The sequence below is a fragment of the Sphingobacterium haloxyli genome, from assembly GCF_002980525.1.
Lineage (GTDB): Bacteria > Bacteroidota > Bacteroidia > Sphingobacteriales > Sphingobacteriaceae > Sphingobacterium > Sphingobacterium haloxyli.
The window spans coordinates 120,753-140,458 of the sequence record NZ_PVBQ01000007.1 but is presented as its reverse complement, the minus strand read 5'-3'; the positions used below and the strand labels follow the sequence as shown (position 1 = coordinate 140,458).

General features: G+C 41.2%; 24 protein-coding genes. 20 read left to right on the top strand and 4 right to left on the bottom strand.

Annotation, left to right across the window (positions count from 1 at the left end; all coding sequences use genetic code 11):
• Position 1: 1 nt before the first annotated feature.
• On the bottom strand, positions 2-1,096 hold the full coding sequence (locus C5745_RS10955) for a hypothetical protein (RefSeq protein WP_105717043.1): 1,095 nt from the start codon (positions 1,094-1,096) through the stop codon (positions 2-4).
• A gap of 104 nt (positions 1,097-1,200) precedes the next feature.
• On the opposite strand from C5745_RS10955, the gene C5745_RS10950 reads away from it, so the two are divergent.
• The 17 genes from C5745_RS10950 to C5745_RS10870 all read left to right on the top strand — a co-directional run bounded on the left by C5745_RS10950 (position 1,201) and on the right by C5745_RS10870 (position 14,953).
• Entirely contained in the window at positions 1,201-1,863 is a 663-nt protein-coding gene (locus C5745_RS10950) for an epoxyqueuosine reductase QueH (protein WP_105717042.1), read from the top strand.
• Positions 1,864-1,915: 52 nt separating this feature from the next.
• A complete protein-coding gene (locus C5745_RS10945) occupies positions 1,916-2,464 on the top strand; it encodes a YceD family protein (protein ID WP_243403318.1) in 549 nt (182 codons plus the stop codon).
• A gap of 14 nt (positions 2,465-2,478) precedes the next feature.
• A complete protein-coding gene (rpmF, locus tag C5745_RS10940; RefSeq protein ID WP_071790457.1) occupies positions 2,479-2,670 on the top strand; it encodes a 50S ribosomal protein L32 in 192 nt (63 codons plus the stop codon).
• Positions 2,671-2,775: 105 nt separating this feature from the next.
• Complete coding sequence (gene plsX, locus C5745_RS10935) at positions 2,776-3,714, top strand: phosphate acyltransferase PlsX (RefSeq protein WP_105717041.1); 939 nt, start codon at positions 2,776-2,778, stop codon at positions 3,712-3,714.
• A 6-nt stretch (positions 3,715-3,720) separates the two neighbouring features.
• Positions 3,721-4,719, top strand: a complete 999-nt coding sequence (locus C5745_RS10930; protein ID WP_105717040.1) for a beta-ketoacyl-ACP synthase III — start codon at positions 3,721-3,723, stop codon at positions 4,717-4,719.
• Between the two features lie 168 nt (positions 4,720-4,887).
• Positions 4,888-5,367 carry an acetyl-CoA carboxylase biotin carboxyl carrier protein gene (gene accB, locus C5745_RS10925; protein ID WP_105717129.1) on the top strand — a complete coding sequence of 160 codons (480 nt, stop codon included), beginning with the start codon at positions 4,888-4,890 and terminating at the stop codon, positions 5,365-5,367.
• A 21-nt stretch (positions 5,368-5,388) separates the two neighbouring features.
• The gene (accC, locus tag C5745_RS10920; protein ID WP_105717039.1) at positions 5,389-6,750 is read left to right on the top strand and encodes an acetyl-CoA carboxylase biotin carboxylase subunit; all 1,362 of its coding nucleotides are present in this window, start codon (positions 5,389-5,391) and stop codon (positions 6,748-6,750) included.
• A gap of 80 nt (positions 6,751-6,830) precedes the next feature.
• Positions 6,831-7,703 carry a twin-arginine translocase subunit TatC gene (gene tatC / locus C5745_RS10915; protein ID WP_105717038.1) on the top strand — a complete coding sequence of 291 codons (873 nt, stop codon included), beginning with the start codon at positions 6,831-6,833 and terminating at the stop codon, positions 7,701-7,703.
• 10 nt (positions 7,704-7,713) lie between these two features.
• Entirely contained in the window at positions 7,714-8,151 is a 438-nt protein-coding gene (gene rpiB / locus C5745_RS10910; RefSeq protein WP_105717128.1) for a ribose 5-phosphate isomerase B, read from the top strand.
• A 50-nt stretch (positions 8,152-8,201) separates the two neighbouring features.
• Complete coding sequence (locus C5745_RS10905; protein ID WP_105717037.1) at positions 8,202-9,767, top strand: M28 family peptidase; 1,566 nt, start codon at positions 8,202-8,204, stop codon at positions 9,765-9,767.
• A gap of 18 nt (positions 9,768-9,785) precedes the next feature.
• Entirely contained in the window at positions 9,786-10,775 is a 990-nt protein-coding gene (locus C5745_RS10900) for an aldo/keto reductase (protein WP_105717036.1), read from the top strand.
• 131 nt (positions 10,776-10,906) lie between these two features.
• Positions 10,907-11,749, top strand: coding sequence for an ABC transporter ATP-binding protein (locus tag C5745_RS10895; RefSeq protein WP_105717035.1), 843 nt, complete (start codon positions 10,907-10,909; stop codon positions 11,747-11,749).
• Positions 11,742-12,557, top strand: coding sequence for a hypothetical protein (locus C5745_RS10890; protein WP_105717034.1), 816 nt, complete (start codon positions 11,742-11,744; stop codon positions 12,555-12,557). Before C5745_RS10895 ends, C5745_RS10890 begins: the two co-directional genes overlap by 8 nt.
• Before the next feature lie 2 nt (positions 12,558-12,559).
• Positions 12,560-12,916 (top strand): GntR family transcriptional regulator, encoded by a 357-nt coding sequence (locus tag C5745_RS10885; protein WP_105717033.1) that lies wholly within the window; start codon positions 12,560-12,562, stop codon positions 12,914-12,916.
• Between the two features lies 1 nt (position 12,917).
• The gene (locus tag C5745_RS10880) at positions 12,918-13,694 is read left to right on the top strand and encodes a hypothetical protein (RefSeq protein WP_105717032.1); all 777 of its coding nucleotides are present in this window, start codon (positions 12,918-12,920) and stop codon (positions 13,692-13,694) included.
• 56 nt (positions 13,695-13,750) lie between these two features.
• A complete protein-coding gene (locus C5745_RS10875) occupies positions 13,751-14,668 on the top strand; it encodes a DnaJ C-terminal domain-containing protein (RefSeq protein ID WP_105717031.1) in 918 nt (305 codons plus the stop codon).
• A gap of 3 nt (positions 14,669-14,671) precedes the next feature.
• Complete coding sequence (locus tag C5745_RS10870) at positions 14,672-14,953, top strand: chaperone modulator CbpM (RefSeq protein WP_105717030.1); 282 nt, start codon at positions 14,672-14,674, stop codon at positions 14,951-14,953.
• 93 nt (positions 14,954-15,046) lie between these two features.
• On the opposite strand, the gene C5745_RS20635 is transcribed toward C5745_RS10870, so the two are convergent.
• Together C5745_RS20635 and C5745_RS10860 are read right to left on the bottom strand one after the other, a co-directional pair.
• Positions 15,047-16,417: a TonB family protein gene (locus tag C5745_RS20635; RefSeq protein ID WP_105717029.1), complete on the bottom strand. Its 1,371-nt coding sequence runs from the start codon at positions 16,415-16,417 to the stop codon at positions 15,047-15,049.
• Positions 16,418-16,428: 11 nt separating this feature from the next.
• Entirely contained in the window at positions 16,429-16,800 is a 372-nt protein-coding gene (locus C5745_RS10860; RefSeq protein ID WP_105717028.1) for a BlaI/MecI/CopY family transcriptional regulator, read from the bottom strand.
• Between the two features lie 204 nt (positions 16,801-17,004).
• Here C5745_RS10860 and C5745_RS10855 point away from each other — a divergent pair, with 204 nt between their 5' ends.
• The 3 genes from C5745_RS10855 to C5745_RS10845 all read left to right on the top strand — a co-directional run bounded on the left by C5745_RS10855 (position 17,005) and on the right by C5745_RS10845 (position 19,254).
• A complete protein-coding gene (locus C5745_RS10855) occupies positions 17,005-18,066 on the top strand; it encodes a sensor histidine kinase (RefSeq protein WP_105717027.1) in 1,062 nt (353 codons plus the stop codon).
• On the top strand, positions 18,047-18,802 hold the full coding sequence (locus tag C5745_RS10850; protein WP_105717026.1) for a LytR/AlgR family response regulator transcription factor: 756 nt from the start codon (positions 18,047-18,049) through the stop codon (positions 18,800-18,802). The genes C5745_RS10855 and C5745_RS10850 overlap by 20 nt, the downstream gene beginning before the upstream one ends.
• A 176-nt stretch (positions 18,803-18,978) precedes the next feature.
• The gene (locus C5745_RS10845; RefSeq protein WP_105717025.1) at positions 18,979-19,254 is read left to right on the top strand and encodes a hypothetical protein; all 276 of its coding nucleotides are present in this window, start codon (positions 18,979-18,981) and stop codon (positions 19,252-19,254) included.
• 14 nt (positions 19,255-19,268) lie between these two features.
• On the opposite strand, the gene arfB is transcribed toward C5745_RS10845, so the two are convergent.
• Positions 19,269-19,676 (bottom strand): alternative ribosome rescue aminoacyl-tRNA hydrolase ArfB, encoded by a 408-nt coding sequence (gene arfB / locus C5745_RS10840; protein ID WP_243403316.1) that lies wholly within the window; start codon positions 19,674-19,676, stop codon positions 19,269-19,271.
• Positions 19,677-19,706 lie beyond the last annotated feature (30 nt).

Here is a 19,706-nt window from a genome sequence, read left to right as displayed (position 1 = left end):
ACTATTGCTCTCCTTCCCTAGTATCTAATGTGAGACTAACCGGCGTGCTACCATGTTGCAAATTTGAAGTCTCAATCACCTTGTCAGGCTCTACGTTACCGTCATCGGTATATAGAAAGCGTGATATTTTTTTCGCCCCGCGGTCGGCAACATAGAGATATACACCTGTTTCCCGTGTATCGATAACCACGTCAACAGGTGATATTAAGCCGGTATTGGCGCCTGTAATTACCCGTGTGGGTGTAATCGTTCCTTCTTCCTCGGCCAGACTAGAAAAGTTCTCAAAAATAAGAATACGGCCACTTCCTTCCGTCGTTCCGTCTCCCATCTGCGTAACGGCCATTACATTTTTGACCGTATCGTAGAATAAACCGCGTAGATTATTTGTCGCCCCTTCGATTTGTAATATACGCGTCGGCTCCAGTGTACCGATGGAATCTACTTCCCGCACCGGAGCGTCTGCTATACCTTCAAAAACATAAATTCCACCAGGCGAACTTGTTTTCGAGGTAAGAAGCTTCTCATTTTGATAGGCTGCCCCCCACATCGCTAAACTATTATTTCTTAATTTTTTAACCGGTTGCTTTTCGTTATTCGCATATCTTGGCCTATCCATAACATATATACCCGCGTCCGGTCCACTTCCATTAACGACGAAGAGTGAATTCGTCCGGGCCTGGAATACCATACCACGTACATTGTTATAATATCGGCTCTTCGGCAATCCGGTATTGTTCAATGATCCCGATGACCCCATATTGAGTACCGCAATTGCTGTGTCGTTGGTTCCGGCCCGGTTGGTACTGGCTTGGAATATAGCATTCAGCTGGGACTCAAAGTAGATTGGCCCTCCCCCCTGTACACGCGATACATGTCTCCCATTAAAAGCAAAAACGGACGAGTCGGCGGGATAAATGATTCGAATAGTGGTGTCGGGAGGATTCTTCCCCGGTGTATATTCTTCAAAAGAAACATACAAACGGGTAAACTTTCTCATCTCCAAGTTCGGCTCTGCGTCGTCTCGTTCACATGCATAAAAACCAAGGATAACCGTCAGGACGGCAAACACATAATATATGGGTGAGATTTTGTACATAAGTTATCGTATCATGTATCACAAAAGTAACAAATAATGGTGGGGTTTTGTAAAATCTGGTAGTTTTCCGTAAAATTGCATTATATTTTAAATGCGGTGGTATAATGGATAACAAGGAATTCAAACGAGAAAAGTTAAATTTGCCAGATGATGGCAAGAAATTGCTATTGCATTCCTGCTGCGCCCCTTGTTCGGGTGAAGTGATGGAAGCATTAATCGCGTCAGACATTGACTTTACGATTTATTTCTACAATCCGAACATACATCCGCGCAGCGAATATGATTTACGTAAGGAAGAAAATATTCGTTTTGCCGAAAAGCACAGTATTCCTTTCGTCGATGCGGACTATGATGTAGACCATTGGTTTGAGCTTGCTAAAGGCATGGAAAATGAGCCTGAACGCGGTATCCGCTGCACGATGTGTTTCGATATGCGTTTTGAAAAAACGGCTGAATATGCGGCAAAACACGGATTTGACGTCATATCGAGCTCTTTAGGCATTTCCCGTTGGAAAAACATGGAGCAAATCAATGATTGCGGGTTACGGGCAGCTTCCCGTCATCCGGATATGGCGTATTGGACGCTCAACTGGCGGAAGAAAGGTGGTTCAGCACGGATGCTCGAAATCAGCAAACGGGAAAAATTCTATATGCAGGAATATTGCGGATGCGCTTATTCGTTGCGTGACACGAATCGTTGGCGAATGGCTAACGGCAGGGAGAAAATAGAACTTGGCAAGTATTACTACGGAGACGAAGAGCAATAATTTGCAAAAAGTTTCCTTTTTACCGAAATAATAATTAATTTTGCACGCTCGAATGCAGATTGTGAAACATCTAAAATATTACAGGATCCCTTTTTCAGGTTTAACTACTGGAAAGCACAATTTCGAGTTTGAGATCGATAATAAGTTCTTTGATTGTTACGAACACTCGCTTGTAAAGAAGGGACATCTCAAAGCTGATGTAGAACTGCAAAAGCAGGAAAACATGTTGATCGTCAATTTCCATATATACGGCACAATCCGATTGACGTGTGACGTATGCTTAGCGGAGTTTGATGCAGCGCAAGACTTTCAAGAAAGAGTACTGGTCAAGTTTACTGACGATGACTGGAACGAGGAAACAGAAGAGGTATTAGTTTTGTCCAAAACAGATTACGAATTGGATATTGCAGGATTGCTTTACGAATACATCAACGTTCGCGTTCCTTATTACAGCAAATGTTCAGAGCAGAGCACGGCTACAGGTTGCGATCCAGAAATGCTAGCAAAGTTGAACGATTCAACAGACTTAGATACCGATACGGATACAGAAGAAAAAACGGACCCACGTTGGGATATATTAAAGAAAATTAAAAATAACTAAAACAGAGATACGAGATGGCACATCCAAAGCGTAAGACTTCTAAATCAAGAAGAGACAAAAGAAGAACACATTATAAGGCTGAAAGACCGACGTTAACTGTATGCAAAGAAACAGGTGCAGTACACACACCTCACCGTGCATACACAGTAGATGGTAATCTATATTACAACGGAAAATTGATTATTGAAAACACCGCTGCTGTCTAACGACATCATTCAACGAAATTAAACATCCCAAATAGGTGTAAAATTCAATTTTTATACTTTAATTTGGGATGTTTTTGCGTATTATTGATGCTAAAATAATAACGAATGAAGATTGGTTTAGACGTTTTAGGTGGGGATTATGCCCCCGACTCCACAATAAATGGGGCAATTGAAGCCCAGAAAGCGCTACAGGAGGGACAACGTCTTGTTCTTATAGGTGATCAGCAAGACACCGTAGAACGGTTAAAGCAAGCTGGGGTGGATCCCGATAAATTCGAATACGTCCATGCTCCGGAAAACATAGGCATGCATGAGCATCCTACCAAAGCTATTTCTCAAAAGCCCAACTCCAGCATCGCTAAAGGTTTTGAATTGTTAAAAAACGGTGAAATCGACTCTTTTGCATCTGCTGGTAACACAGGAGCTATGCTCGTTGGAGCTGTATTCAGTGTAAAAGCGATTCCCGGCGTTCTTCGTCCGGCTATCGCAACCAATGTTCCGAAGGTTAAAAGCGGCTATGGTATTTTGTTGGACGTAGGCGCAAATGCGGACTGCAAACCGGAAATGCTGTCACAATTTGCTACCTTGGGAAGTCTATACATGGAATATGTTTATGGCTTGGAAAATCCAAAGGTCGGCCTACTCAATATCGGCGAGGAAGAAGAAAAAGGAAACAACTTAACCATATCAACCTATCCCCTACTCAAAGAGAACAAAAAAATAAACTTTATTGGCAATACAGAGGGACGCGATCTTTTTACGGACGCAGCTGACGTATACGTTTGTGACGGGTTTACGGGTAATGTGGTATTAAAACTTGCTGAATCCTTTTATGTCGTTACGCTAAAAAAGGGGTTTAAAGACGAATTTTTTGATAGATTCAATTACGAGCGTTATGGTGGAAGTCCAATTTTGGGTGTAAATGCGCCGGTTATCATCGGGCATGGTATCTCGACTCCAGAAGCTATCAAAAATATGGTTTTACTATCAAAAGACATGATTGAGTCGCAAATCATCGATAAAATCAAGTCTGCTTTCAATTAATTATATATGTCAAAAATACATGCTGCAATTACTGCTGTAAACGGGTATGTTCCTGACTACGTCCTGACTAACCAAGAGTTAGAAACGATGGTTGACACCAACGATGAGTGGATTGTGACGCGTACGGGAATCAAAGAGAGGAGAATCCTAAAGGGGGAAGGTAAGGCTACATCAGACTTAGCGGTCCCCGCAGTTAAAGGATTATTGGAAAAACGCGGCATTTCTGCCGATGAAATTGAACTAATTATTTTTTGTACCAGTACACCGGACATGCTGTTTCCTGCAACAGCAAATATTTTAGCGGATAAGATTGGTGCCAAGAAAGCGTGGGGATACGATCTCCAAGCAGCTTGTTCGGGTTTTTTATTTGGGTTGACTACGGCAGCACAATTCATAGAATCGGGCAAACACAAAAAAGTCTTGGTTGTAGGTGCTGACAAGATGTCGTCCGTGGTTAATTACGAAGACCGTAATACCTGTATTCTATTTGGCGACGGATGTGGGTGTGTGTTATTAGAACCAGACGAAGAAGATAACGGAATTATCGATGCTGTGTTGAAAACAGACGGCTCAGGAGGTCCATATTTGAATATAAAAGGTGGAGGATCACTGAATCCAGCAAGTCACCAAACGGTAGAAGCTGGCCTTCATTACGCTTACCAAGAAGGGCGTACCGTGTTCAAATTTGCGGTTACCAATATGGCCGAGGTGGCTGTAGAGGTAATGGAAAGAAACCACTTAACATCAGAAAATGTGGATTGGCTCGTGCCGCATCAGGCGAATAAACGGATAATCGATGCCACTGCTGAACGTGCAGGCCTCTCAGAGGATAAGGTTATGGTGAATATCCATAAGTACGGCAATACGACCAGTGGCACCATCCCACTTTGTTTGTGGGAATGGGAAAACCAGTTAAAAAAAGGAGACAACTTAATATTAGCGGCTTTTGGCGGGGGTTTCACCTGGGGAGCCGTTTATCTAAAGTGGGCTTATACAAAAGCATAAAATATTATTTAACTTTGCCCCAGTTATGTCTTACGCTTGGGGTAAAATTTATCGTAAGAATTTACACATGAATGTCCACGATTTCAACATGTAAACATGCATGAAGAACCGGGATTTTTCATGGGCTATACAAGACAAAATTATTTACACATGAAACCTACTAAAAATATGAGTATGGATATTAAGCAAATTCAAGACTTGATTAAATTCGTTGCCAAATCAGGTGTGAATGAAGTCGCTATCGAAGAAAAAGACTTTAAAATCACTATAAAAACGAATCAGGAACCGACTTACGTTACAGCAACTGTTCCAAATCCGGTGGCGCAAGCTTCGCAACCTGTAGCAGCACCAACCAGTACAGCACCAGCTGTTCCGGCGTCTAGTACACCTGCGGCTGAATCGTCAAACCTGATAACCATTAAGTCGCCAATGATCGGGACGTTTTACCGTGCCGCTGGCCCGGATAAACCATTATTTGCAAATGTGGGTGATGAAATCGTTCCTGGTAAGGTACTGTGCATCGTAGAAGCTATGAAGCTTTTCAATGAAATTGAATCGGAGGTTTCGGGCAAGATTGTGAAGATCTTGGTAAACGATGCAGAGCCTGTAGAATTTGATCAACCGTTATTCTTAGTTGATCCATCATAGTTTAGATGTGAGGTATAGAAGATGTTCAAAAAAATATTAATAGCAAATAGAGGGGAAATTGCGCTTCGTATCATTCGCACTTGCCGCGAAATGGGTATTAAGAGCGTTGCCGTTTACTCCACGGCGGACCGAGATAGCCTGCATGTACGCTTCGCTGACGAGGCTGTCTGTATTGGCCCCCCTGCAAGTAAAGATTCTTATTTAAGCATTCCCAATATCATTTCGGCAGCCGAATTGACGAATGCAGATGCCATTCACCCCGGATATGGGTTTTTATCAGAAAACGCAAAATTTTCTGCCATTTGTGCCGAATACGGTATCAAGTTCATTGGTGCTACCGCGGAACAAATCGAAAAAATGGGCGACAAAGCATCGGCAAAAGAAACCATGAAACAGGCGGGTGTACCCACTGTACCAGGTTCCGATGGTTTGATTCCGGACGTGAAAACAGGTATTAAATTGGCTAATGAAATCGGTTACCCGATTATCTTAAAGGCTACCGCTGGTGGCGGTGGACGAGGGATGCGTATTGTATGGAATGACGACGAGTTTGAACCTGCATGGGATTCGGCCCGTCAGGAAGCCGGAGCAGCATTTGGCAACAATGGTATCTACCTTGAAAAGTTTGTCGAAGATCCCCGCCATATCGAAATACAAGTTATCGGAGACCAGTATGGAAAAGTGTGCCACTTATCAGAACGTGATTGCTCTATACAGCGTCGTCACCAAAAGCTGGTCGAGGAAGCACCTTCCCCATTTATTACACCGGAACTTCGCGAAAAAATGGGAGAAGCAGCCATCAAAGGTGCACAAGCCGTAAATTATGAAGGTGCGGGTACGATCGAGTTTTTGGTCGATAAACACCGTAATTTCTATTTTATGGAAATGAACACCCGCATCCAGGTCGAGCATCCAGTTACAGAAGAGGTCATCAATTTCGATCTTATCAAAGAACAGATAAAGGTAGCCGCAGGTATTCCGATTTCGGGTAAAAGCTATGAGCCGACCATGCATGCCATTGAATGCCGCATCAACGCAGAAGACCCGTTCAATAATTTCCGTCCGTCACCTGGTCGAATCACGAACTTTCATTCGCCCGGAGGACATGGTGTCCGTGTCGACACACATGTATATGCAGGATACACGATTCCACCGAATTATGATTCGATGATCGCCAAGTTAATTTGTATCGCGCAAACACGTGAAGAAGCGATCAATACAATGGAGAGAGCGCTGAGAGAATTTGTGATAGAAGGTGTTAAAACGACAATCCCCTTGCACATACGTTTAATGCGCGATCCAAATTTTAGAGCAGGTAATTTTACAACAAAATTCATGGAAACATTCGATCTTACGGAGTATCCGGACGAAGAGGTTGAATAAAATTTCCTTTACATACGCTTAAAATACCATTCTTCAAAATAAGAATGGTATTTTTGTTTTGTTTCAGAAACAACATTAAGATGTCAACATCAAACGATTTAATTAAGGCAATAAAACAGAAGGGAAGGAATCTCGAAGGAGAGATGTCGTTCTTCGAGCATATAGAAGTACTCAGATGGCATATTATCCGCTCGGTTATCGCCATAGCGGTATTTGCTATTCTTTCATTTACATTTTACGATTTCGTTTTCAACAAGATCATTATGGGTCCTAAGAACCTTGACTTTTGGACGTATCGGATGATGTGCAAAATGGGCGACTTGTTCAGTTTGGATGGTTTTTGTGTAGAACGTATCCCCTTTAATATTATTAACACGGAGATGGCTGGGCAATTTATGCTTCAGATCAATTCCTGTCTATTGATGGCGGTTGCATTAGGTTTTCCCTATCTTCTCTTCGAAATCTGGCTTTTTATAAAGCCCGCTTTAACAGATGTAGAAAAGAACTCTGCTCGGGGGTTCGTATTCTATGCGACTGTGCTATTCATTGTCGGTGCACTGTTTGGTTATTATATTGTCGTCCCGCTCTCGGTCAATTTCTTGACCAATGTGTCCTTGAGTGCCGAAATCACCAACCAGATTACCATTGATTCTTATTTATCGCTGATTGCGACATTGACACTAGGCTGTGGGATAATTTTTCTCTTGCCTATCGTTATCTTCGTATTGTCCAAGCTGGGTCTGATGACGCCGGCTTTTATGCGGGCCAGCAGACGTTACGCTGTGGTCATTATTTTAATCATTGCCGCGATCATTACGCCTACGGCAGATGTAATCACCTTATTGACCGTCAGCGCGCCTATGTTCGTACTTTATGAGCTGAGCATCATGGTTTCTGCCAATGTGCATAAGCGCAAACTCGAAAAAGAAAAACAATTTTATAATCAAAAATAAAACAAAGGCCATGTCTAAAAAAATTGCAATAGGAAGTGACCACGCTGGATTTGAATATAAAACGGCTGTGCTTGAATTTCTCAAAGATGAAGGTTACACAGTAGAAGATTTCGGCGCTCCAACAGCCGAGTCCGTAGATTATCCTGATTTTGCACATCCGGTAGCTACTAGCGTTGAAAAAGGTCAAAACGAATTAGGGGTATTAATCTGTGGTAGCGCAAACGGCGTAGCTATCACTGCGAATAAACATCAAGGTATTCGGGCAGCGATTGCCTGGCAAAACGAAATATCAGCTCTTGCGAGACAACATAACGATGCGAATATTGTGTGTGTTCCTGCGCGCTTTATCGACCTTGAACTGGCAAAAAAAATAGTAAAAACATTTCTGACTACCGATTTTGAAGGGGGCAGACATGCCACACGTGTAAATAAGATTGCTTGCATGTAGTGTAACCATTGGTAGCTAGATTGGATACTAAAAAGATATTTTTGTTGATTATGATAAAAAATTGGATTACCGCATTTTTATTTGTCCCTGTACTCCATAGTTGTGCAATAGCCCAACAAGATCGGGTACAGCTCAAATACGCGGATCTCGTGACAGAAGAAACCACAAGGGCACATTTGACATTGTTGGCGTCGCCGGAATTTGAAGGACGAGGAACAGGTCAAAAAGGAGGTGAAAAAACAGCACATTATCTTGCTGAACAGTTTAGGTCGTACGGCTTGACGGCCCCGGTGAATGGCGACTATTTTCAACCGGTAAATCTAACAAGAGTTTCCTATCAGGCAGAAAAGTTTGTCGTGAACGGCAAGCCTTATCAAAACGGTAAAGACTTCTTTGTACAGGGTGATAATAAACAGACCATCTACCATGCGGATGACATCGTATTTGTTGGATACGGAATCCAGGACAAAGTACATAATGACCTAGCCAATATCGATATCCGTGATAAAGTGGTCTTAGTTATCAATGAAGGAGAACCGAAAGATGCGAACGGAAATTCTATTGTTACAGGTACTAAGAAAATGTCGGAATGGGCCAGTAGCCGATTTAAGCGCGTGCAGGAGCTTCTAAAGCATAATCCAAAAATGATTTTGGCGACGGGCGACTACGTTGACGAAAATATGGCGCGATTCGGGAAACGCTTAACAAGTGGCCGATTCTCGTTGGATGATGGTAATGCCGCTGTATCGGGTACTAGCCAAGCTCCGGTGGTCAACATTTCGTCAAAGGCCGCAAATGAGCTATTGGAAAAACAGCAAACCAGCCTTGAACAACAGAAAAACAATCCTTCGACTTTCACCATCCCCGCAAAAGTGGATGCCGAAATGGGAATCACGAAAGAGAAATTTTCAGATCCCAATGTACTTGGCTTATTGGAAGGTTCGGACTTAAAAGATGAGATTGTCGTTGTCGTAGGGCACTATGACCATGACGGGATACTGCCTGATGGTACATTTTTCCCTGGAGCGGATGATAATGGTTCGGGTACAGTAGGTGTCATCGAGCTTGCCCGTGCCTTCGCTAAAGCAAAGGAAGACGGCAAAGGTCCCCGAAGAAGCTTATTGTTTATTGGTCTTGCTGCCGAGGAAAAGGGATTGTTAGGCTCAAAATTTTATGTTGAGAATCCAATCTTCCCGCTGGAAAACACGGTTGCCTGTATCAACATGGACATGATTGGACGTATAGACGACAAGCATTTGAACGGAAACCATAATTACATCCACGCCATCGGATTGGATAAATTAAGCTCTGAATTAAAACAGATTACTGAAGCCGCAAACCAGACATATACGCAGATGGAGCTGGATTATATGTATGATGACCCTAGCGATCCCCTGCGTCTATATTACCGTTCAGACCATTATAACTTTGCTGAAAAGGGTGTTCCGTCCGCGTTCTTTTTCTCGGGGTTGCACCCACACTACCACACGCCCGAAGATACGGTTGACAAAATCGACTTCCCGATGATGGTAAAACGGGCAAAACTGATTTTCCACGTTGCTTGGGAAATAGCGAATCGTGACAAGCGATTACCCGTTGATTCAAACAAGCAGTAAGCGAAAAAACAAACAGATATGGTGTATAGAAACTTAGGCAATAGTGACTTGAAAGTGTCTGCCATTACCTTTGGAGCTTGGGCTGCCGGAGGATGGATGTGGGGCTCGACCGATAGAAAAGAAGCTATAGAAGCAATTCAAGCTTCCTATGATGTGGGTGTAACTTCTATCGATACCGCCCCTATATATGGACAGGGGACGAGCGAAGACATCGTTGGTGAGGCGATACGAAATATATCACGTGATAAGATACAGCTCTTGACGAAGTTTGGGATGCGGTGGGATTTAGCTTCCGCGAAAGGTGATTTCGCCATGCATACTCAGGACAACGACGGAAAGCCGTTGGACGTCTATAGATATGCTGGAAAAGAGAGTGTTATATATGAATGTGAACAGAGCTTGAAACGTTTGGGAACAGACTATATCGATTTGTATCAGATCCACTGGCCGGATTCAACTACCCCCATTTCGGAAACTTTCGAAGCTGTCTCTCGGTTAATAGAACAAGGAAAGGTTCGTTACGCCGGCGTATGCAATTACTCTAGCGCACAAATGGCTGAAGCAGAACAAATCGTAAATCTCGTCTCCAATCAAGTTCCATTCAGCATGGTTAACCGCGGAATTGAAGCGGAAACCGTTCCGTATTGTATGGAATATGATAAAGCCATTTTAGCGTATAGCCCCCTTCAACGCGGATTATTAACGGGTAAGATCCATCCAGGCTATACTTTTCAGGAAGGCGACCATCGCGCATCTTCGCCGCATTTCCAGCCTGACTTTATTGATAAAACAAATGTGCTCTTAGAAAAGATAAAACCTATCGCCGCTAGTAAAAGTGCTTCTTTAGGCCAGTTAGTATTACGGTGGACGATTGAGCGGCAAGGGATTACCATAGCATTAGCCGGCGCTCGAAATGCGCAGCAGGCGCTCCAAAATGCAAAGAGCATCGACATTCAACTGACAGTAGAAGAAATCGAGACGATAAATCAATTGGTGGACAGTTTTTAGATACGCCTACCTTTAGATAAACGTCTCACAGTTTGACTGTGAGACGTTTTTTTTTATTATTTCTTGCATTTTCAATCTTCCCTCTTATATTTGTAGTGTATTAATATACTAATACACTAAATTATTTTATTATGATAGAAATCAATAATCTCTCTTTCCACTACAAAAACAACGTGGGCATCTTTGATAATATCAGTGCCGCGCTTTCAGCCGGCCACATCTATGGTCTATTAGGGCTGAACGGTGTCGGAAAAACGACATTCCTCAAACTCATCTGCGGGTTGTTATTTCCAAAAACTGGAACCGTAGAAACAAACGGTTTCATGCCGTCAAAGCGTGAGGTCACATTCTTATCGGACGTGTATTTCGTGACAGACGAGGTGGATTTACCGCCTTGGACTATCTCTAATTTTCTAGATACTTATAGTCCGTTGTATCGCAAGTTCGATCAATCCTATTTCGACAGTATTCTGGCTGCGTTCCAAGTAGATCGGAGAGAAAAAATAAAATCATTGTCTTATGGACAACGCAAAAAAGTAAATATTGCTTTCGCTCTAGCAACCAATACAAGTTTGCTATTGATGGACGAACCCACTAACGGATTGGATATCCCTTCCAAAACACAATTTCGCAAGCTAATGGCCCGACATATATCTTCCGAAAAAACGGTCATCATATCTACACATCAAATTCGGGACATTCACAATTTAATTGATCATCTCCTAATTCTACAGGAGCAGCGCCTCGTGTTGGATGAGTCGCTATATGAGCTGAGCAGGAAGATAAAATTTCAACCGGGAACCTATCCGAACGCGCTTTATTCGGAAGCTGGTTTAAACGGTAATAACAATATCCTGCCAAATACAGATGACGAAGCTTCTTCGTTCGACATTGAATTATTTTTCAATGCGATCTCCCGCCAACCCGATTTATTAAAAAAATTCACCAACATTAATTTCCAAAATCATGAATAAGCACGTAAGTGGAATACGACTAGTTATAGCACTAAAAGAGCTTTGGATTTCTAACCGGATATTGGTATACTCTTTTCCACTGATTATATTATTTTGCTTTGCTATATATTATTTATGGCCAGGCGGCATATTCTATGAGAAGTGGTTTAATCCTAAAGCATTCTCTACGAAAGAGGCATGGTCAAAGGCGCTATTAGCTACTTATACGACACAGCGCGTATTCATCTTATTTATTATCCCGATCTATTTGGTTATTTGCACGAAACCACTCCTCGACAGATTAAACAAATCCGAACGGACAAATTTAACTCCTATAACCCGTTTGGAGAGGACATTGGGATTGACCCTATTTGTTATTGGCATTACTTGTCTCGGCGTCGCTTGTTTTACACTTTACGACCATGTCATAGTTGCTTGGTTCAATAAACTATATTACGAAGAGGCTATTCGGTATTTGGAGGCACAAGGCGACCTATATCCGAATATCAGCCGCCAGACCGTCTTGTTTCCTATCCAGATAAATATTTTGGGTATAGCTTTTATGATGATTCTATTGCTCCTACCGCTTTATTTCTTATCCTTAGTCTTTTTCAGAAAAAACAGCGTTATATTATTTTTAGGTCTTCTCGTCATTATCATGATAACGCTTGCATTCTTTCTTCGCTGGCTATTCGCCCACGAAACTTCCCATATTTCTATTCCGATACAAGGTGTTTTCCCGCTCACGCTTACTATTCTCCTCTTAGCAAGCTACTGGTATCTAGCAATGGCTACTTTTTATCATAAACTCAAAGAAAAAGAAATTTAACCATGCAATTCAAAAGCGAAAAAGCGATATATATACAAATCACAGAGTTTGTAATGGAAAAAATTTTAAAAGGGGAATGGTCCGCCGACCAAAAAATCCCCTCTGTACGTGATTTGGGAGGTGAGTTAGAAGTAAACCCCAATACCGCGATGCGCGCATATGATATACTGCAGCAACAGGATATTATTTATAACAAGCGGGGGCTCGGCTTTTTCGTGTCAAAAGATGCAAAAAAATCTATCACTTCCGTAAAGAAAAAGCAATTCATCGATGTCGATTTACCACAATTCTTTAATACTATCGAGTTATTAGGCATATCGATCGAAGAAATCAATTCGTACTATCAAAAACAGAAATAACATGAAAACATCACATACACTATTTGCATTAACTGTATTGCTAGCTACACTTAGTGCTGTCTTTTTCGGATCGATGGGCAACGTGAAAATGACACATGAGAACCAGCCCATTAATACCTTATCGAAATTATGGATGAAACAGTACGACTTGAAAGTAACACACGAACTTTCCCAGCCTGCTAGATACTTAAAAGTGATCGGTAACGGCACGGCATCCCGTACTTATATACATATTCAAAAGACTGAGCACCCCAGTCTTTTTAGTATGACTCCACAAAATTTTACGCATGAAATCAAAAACGATACGCTATTTATCTATACAACAAATAATTATAATACGATAAATATAAGACAACAAACTCCAATTGAACAGATAATTCTACGTCAAGAAAATGCTTTTATCATGGGCATAAATCAAGATAGACTTTCTATTGATGTGCAAGAAAGTAGCAGCCTAAACTTAGGTGATAACTGGTATAACCGTGAAAAATTGGATAGTATTTCTCATCTTAATCTGCTTGCAGCGGATCGCTCTAATGTTAGACTGAGTAAGTTAGAAATAAAGAAGGCTACGGTAAAGTTGGAAAATGCCGTATTAAATTATGATGCATCTGTAGAAGCAGACTCCTTGATGGTATCCTTAAAAGAAAGAAGTACAGTTTCCTCTAAAAACCAAGGTGTTATCAATCAGGTAAACAATCTTATCGTTTCCGGTGACAAACAGTACTTTGCAAAAGAATTTGCGGGAAAAAATGTAGATGTTGTAATCCTGCCATAGCAATAAAAACAAAAAACTTCTTCCTCTTGTTATGTTAATTACAACATAATAAGTATATGGCTTTTGTAGACTATTATAAGGTGTTGGGGCTCAAGAAAAATGCCTCCCAAGATGATATTAAGAAAGCGTATAGAAAACTCGCCCGAAAATATCATCCGGATCTGAACCCAAATGATGAGGATGCTAAAAAAAGATTTCAAGAAATCAACGAGGCAAACGAGGTCTTAACTGATCCGGAAAAACGGAAAAAATATGACCAGTATGGTGAGCACTGGAAGCATGGAGAAGCTTATGAACAAGCCCAACAGCAACAGCGTAATCATGACGCCGACGGAGGGAGGACAGGAAACCCATTTGAAGGTTTCGATTTTGACTATTCGGGAAATTACGATACAGGGGAGTTTTCAGATTTTTTCGAGCAAATGTTCGGGAGCCGTCGGGGCGGTGGCAGACAAACCAAGTTTAGAGGAAACGACTATCATTCGATACTGGAACTAACTCTACAGCAAGCCTATACTACGCATCAACAAATTTTTACCGTAAACGGTAAAAATATTCGGATTACGATTCCTGCTGGCGTAGAAAACGGACAAAAAATCAAACTCGCCGGGCAAGGTAGCGAAGGGGTTAACGGTGGCCCGAGTGGCGACCTTTATATCGAATTTAATATTTTACCAGACCCTCGTTTTCAGCGCAAAGGGAATGACCTTTACACCACACAAGATATCGATTTATATACAGCACTTTTAGGCGGAGAAACCATAGTGGAAACATTTGCAGGAAAAATCAAAGTTAAGATTAAGCCGGAAACGCAAAATGAGACTAAAATTCGTCTAAAAGGGAAAGGTTTTCCTGTATACAAAAAAGACGAACAGTTTGGGGATTTGTATGTAACGTTGCATGTGAAACTCCCGACTAATCTCAGCGATAAAGAAAAAGAACTGTTTCAACAATTGGCCAATCTAAAAAAATAAGCTATGGAAAGGACGTTAATAAGGATAATAGATGTTTGCCAATCCCACAAAATAGAGCGACAGTTCATTCAAAATCTGTCTCGAACTGGTTTGATTGAAGTAGTGGTACAAGACGAGGAGGAATTCGTTAAAGAAGAAGAACTGAAAGCATTGGAGCAATTTGCTACTTGGCATTATGATCTGGAAATCAACTTACAGGGTATAGAGGTTACACAGCATCTTTTACATAGAATAGAACAACTGCAAGAAGAAATCAGGTTATTACGCATGCAGATACGAGAGTAAAGTTGATAATCAAGGTGCAATACCCCACCTTGATTATGTATTTATCCTCGATTTCCTTACTTCATATCTCTCGATGATATAAGTTGGAATATACTATTTCTGAAGATTCATGTTTATAGGTAAAGTATAAGCGACACGCACTTTTCGACCATTTTGTATTCCTGGCCGCCAAGCCTCGGCTTTCTTAAGAATCTTGATTGCCTCCTCGCCCGTCCCATAACCAAGATCCTCTACAATTTTAAAATCACTTAGCTGGCCATCGGCTTCCACAATAAAAGAAATGACAACCCGCCCTTTTACACCTGCATCTATTGCGACTTGAGGATAATGATAATTTTCGCCTACCCATTCACGAAAGGCTTTTAGACCTCCCTTTGGTTCTGGATTAACTTCGACGGCCGTAAATACCCGAGCCGTATCTTCCTTCTGCTGCGGAACTATAGTAACTTCTGCAACGGTTCGCTGGTGTTCCGCTTGACTGAAGCTTCCTTTGGGTATTATTTCCCCTGAGCGACTCACTACTTTACGTTTCGTTGTACCCCGCTGCTGGGTAATATCATCCCCCCCCTCATTCAAAGAGGTTAGTGGTTCATTAGATGATATATCCTCCAACTGTTCCAAATGTTCTATCTTAGCCACCATTGCGTCTCTGATAGAGACGTTGAATGCTACTGCCATTCCAGATATCAATAGCAAGGCAGGCAGGATCATCATGTAACTAATTCGGTTTACTTTCTTCGATTTATTTTTGAATAGCATCATAATACGTTGTTTTAAAAATGATTCATTGGAAAACTCGTGCATCAATACACTACGAGAAACACGCATTGCATTCGAGACCAAGAGTTCAGCATAAGTTACCTTGTCTTTGGCGCAAGCCTCATCGGCTATACACTCATGTTGAAACTTAAGTTCTTTCAAGTAGAAATAAAAAATTGGGTTGAACCAATTGAACGCACGCACGGCTTCGAGAAACAGAATGTCATAACTGTGACCCTGCTTGATATGGATATGTTCATGCGAAGCGATTACGTCGTGACGCTGCATATCCTCGGCAATAAACACCCGGTTGAAAAAAGAATAACTCCGTTGTTCTGTAGTGTTATCTCCAAATGCGCTCAACACGCGATACAACCGGATAGCTAACCAAAGTAACATCAATCCTGCACCTGCGATATAAATCAATCGAACCCAATCCATAGGGGACCAAGAATGGTTACGTTCCGCCACATCCGCTAGGCTCACGGTCTGCATTTCTGCAAAATCGATTATCACCAATGGTCGATATACTTCCCTGTGATGGCTCAAATCTACAAATTGTAACAGCGGTATCGCGAATGAAACAGCTATTGCACTCAGTAGATAGATCCTGTTCCACTGAAAAAAGGTAAGACGTTTCAGCACCAGTCTGTATATTACAAAGAACAATATCAACGATAAGTTCGCTAAGATCAGATAAGTCATAACTTACATTTTTATTTTTTATTCCGGTGGATGATTTGCATGATCTCATCCAATTCCTCGACATCCATTTTCCTTTCTTCTAAGAAAAAAGATAGCATACTCGTTGTGGAATTATCGAAGTAATTCTGCAAAAGTTTTCCGGTAATTAATTTTTTATATTCTTCTTTACTAATCTTAGGCAAATAGCGATGGCTTTTGCCAAAAGATTCATGTTCTACGAAGCCCTTGGTTTCTAGAATACGAATAATGGTAGATACTGTATTATAAGCTGGCTTAGGATTTGGCAATTGGGCTATGATTTCTTTCACGAACCCTCCCCCCATGTTCCATAGTTCCTGCATGATCTGTTCCTCCGCCTTTGTAAGTTCTTTTATTTCGTCCATAACTCTATTTATTAAAAAGACAATATTGCCTGCAATCGATTGTAAGAACAAACTTATAACTAATTTTTTAGTTACACAACTAATTTCTTAGTTTTTGTAAAAAAAGTTGCGTACATCGTCAGTATTCAGTCAATCAATCTAGTTGAGACACCGGCTGCAATAAAAATTTTCCATTATCTTTGTCATCTATAAAAATTATTATAAATGGGTTTTATACGTAACCGGCACCGCTATCCACTAAAGTGTTGGATCCAGCGTAGCGTGGTGTTTTCACTTTGTATCGTATCAATATCGATTATCGATGCGCTGCTATATCAGGATCAAGCTCATTTTTGGCTCAATACGTGTGCGGGATTTGCCGCATTTTTTGGAATTATTGTGAGTAATCTCGCACTTCATGTGCATTTCGACGTCAAGGACCCCATTAAGTCGCCTTGTAAGGTGAAGATCCTAAGTTTTATTCTCACCTTTATTATATCTTTAATATTAGTGGTGTTTTTCCTTCACCTGGACATGCTGACACCCCAGGAGCGCAAAATTATCACGGGTTCTGTCTTTAACCTCTTGCTTCTTGCAGGTTTTAGGGCTGTTATCTTGAATTTTATCGTATTGCTTTGGTTGTACTTTTTAATGACTGATTATTTTAAAAACCAACTCGAGCTAGAACGGTCGAAATTGGATAAACTAAAAGAACGGGCGGTCAATCAGATGTTACGTCAACAGGTACAACCTCATTTTTTGTTCAACGCCCTTTCGAGTTTAAAATCGCTTATCAAAAAGGACAGCGTTAAAGCGGAATCTTATTTGTTGCAATTATCAGATTATTTACGGGGAAGTTTCATGACCTCCGAGGACGGGCTAGCAACTGTCAAACAAGAACTCAAACTCTGCGAAGATTATATGTCCATGCAGAAACTTCGGTTTAACGAAGCGATACAGTTTGATATTCAAGTTTCAGAGCATGTTTACGATGACCTGCTTCCGATTTTTTCCTTGCAACCATTGGTTGATAACGCACTGAAGCATAACTTCTATACAATTGATCGCCCGCTATTCATCACCATTCGTGAGCAAGCAGGCTGGGTCGTGGTAAGCAACAACACCTGTTTACGCAAACCATCCATGGAAGACAATAATAATTATGGACTGAACAACCTTAAAGAGCGCTTTAGCTATTATCTCCAGGATAGTGTAATTATCCACGAAAACCCAACTACTTTTGAGGTACGGCTTAAACTTATCCAACATGAGAACCATCATCATTGAAGACGAAGATCTGACAGCTGAAGATTTATGCTCGACATTGAAACGTCTAGAACCGAGTATGCAACTCTCCGCCCGCTTGACAAGCGTACGGGAGGCGATAACGTATTTTAAAACAGCGCAACCTGTCGATCTTATCTTTAGCGATATTCAACTCGGGGATGGCGAATCTTTCGATATTTTTAAAACAGTCCCTCCTACTGCACCCATTGTGTTTTGCACGGCTTATAACCAATATATGATGGAGGCTTTCCAACATTTTGGACTAGATTACATTTTAAAACCATTTTCTGACGAAAGCATCCATAAGACATTAGAAAAGTACCGCCTTTTACGGCAGACGTTTAATAAAACAACGCTTGATCTGGTCCATTCGGTGGGCAAGCATAAAATAACCGAAAGAACCAAAAAGTCTTTGGTTGTCATACACGGAGACAAGATCATTCCCATTCAAATCGCTGATATCGCCCTTTGTTACATCGAGTTCGACAATGTTTTCGTCAAAACACACAGCGGCAAGGAATACCTCATCAATAAGTCACTAGAAGAAATGGAACATTTACTTGGCGACGATTTCTTCCGAGTAAACCGGCAACATATTCTAAATCGTGTTGCAATTGCTTTTGCGAACCTAGGGCTCTCCCGTAAACTTGTCATCAGTTTGCGTGTTAACCATTCCATCAAGATTTCGGTAAGTAAGGAAAAGTACCATGCCTTTATCCAATGGCTGGAGGGATAATTTGAGATTCAGGCTACAATGAGTTGGTTCGCCGGAGAAACGGACGGTTCAGCCGATATTTTGTCCGCTTCGACCGAATTTCCTTAAAAATTTCACTACGTTTCACGCATATTTGTTTTGGTTGTTGGGTAGGTTAATGCGGTGGTATTAATATTCAAAACAAAAATAGTCTACTGATGAACAAGTATGTATTGATTTTCAAAACCTCAATTCGAACAATTTTAGAGCGTTCTCACTTAATTGCAAAACTCTATCAAGTGTCAAAGGACATCAAATTTGCGACAGTGGATTTGGACGACGAAGATTTTATATTACGCATAGAATCAACCCAGCGTAATGAGGATTTTATTTCTAGATTCCTGCATTTGGAAGGACATAAAGTGGCGTTTTTGGCCGCCTTTGAAAAAGATGAACATGGACGCCCTTTGACGGTAAGCCATTTTCGCGAATAGGCGATATACTGTTGTTAATCAAAGTTGAATTTCTTTCTGCGATTCTGTTTCTTTTGAGATTGCTTTTTCTTTCGATCTAATCGATCCAAAATTTGTGATTTAGGAATTTTCGTTGCTACCCGTTTCTTTTCTCTTTTTAAGGCGTGACGCAGGAGATCAAAGAAACGGGCGGTGGCAATTTCCTTATTCTTCGTTTGGCTTCTTTCAGTTGATGCCTCCATTTGCAACAAGCCATCTTTATTCAATCGATTAGCTAATTTTTGACGAACACGTGTCTTTTCGTCTTCCGTTAAGATTTCTGATTCATTGACATTCCAGATAAGTGTTACTTTTGACTCCACCTTGTTTACATGCTGTCCTCCTGCACCTCCGGAACGGGAGGTCCTGTATGTAAGTTCTTTTTGTAACAATTCATTGTTCATAATTTTAAATTTAAGCATTTTCCCCAATTA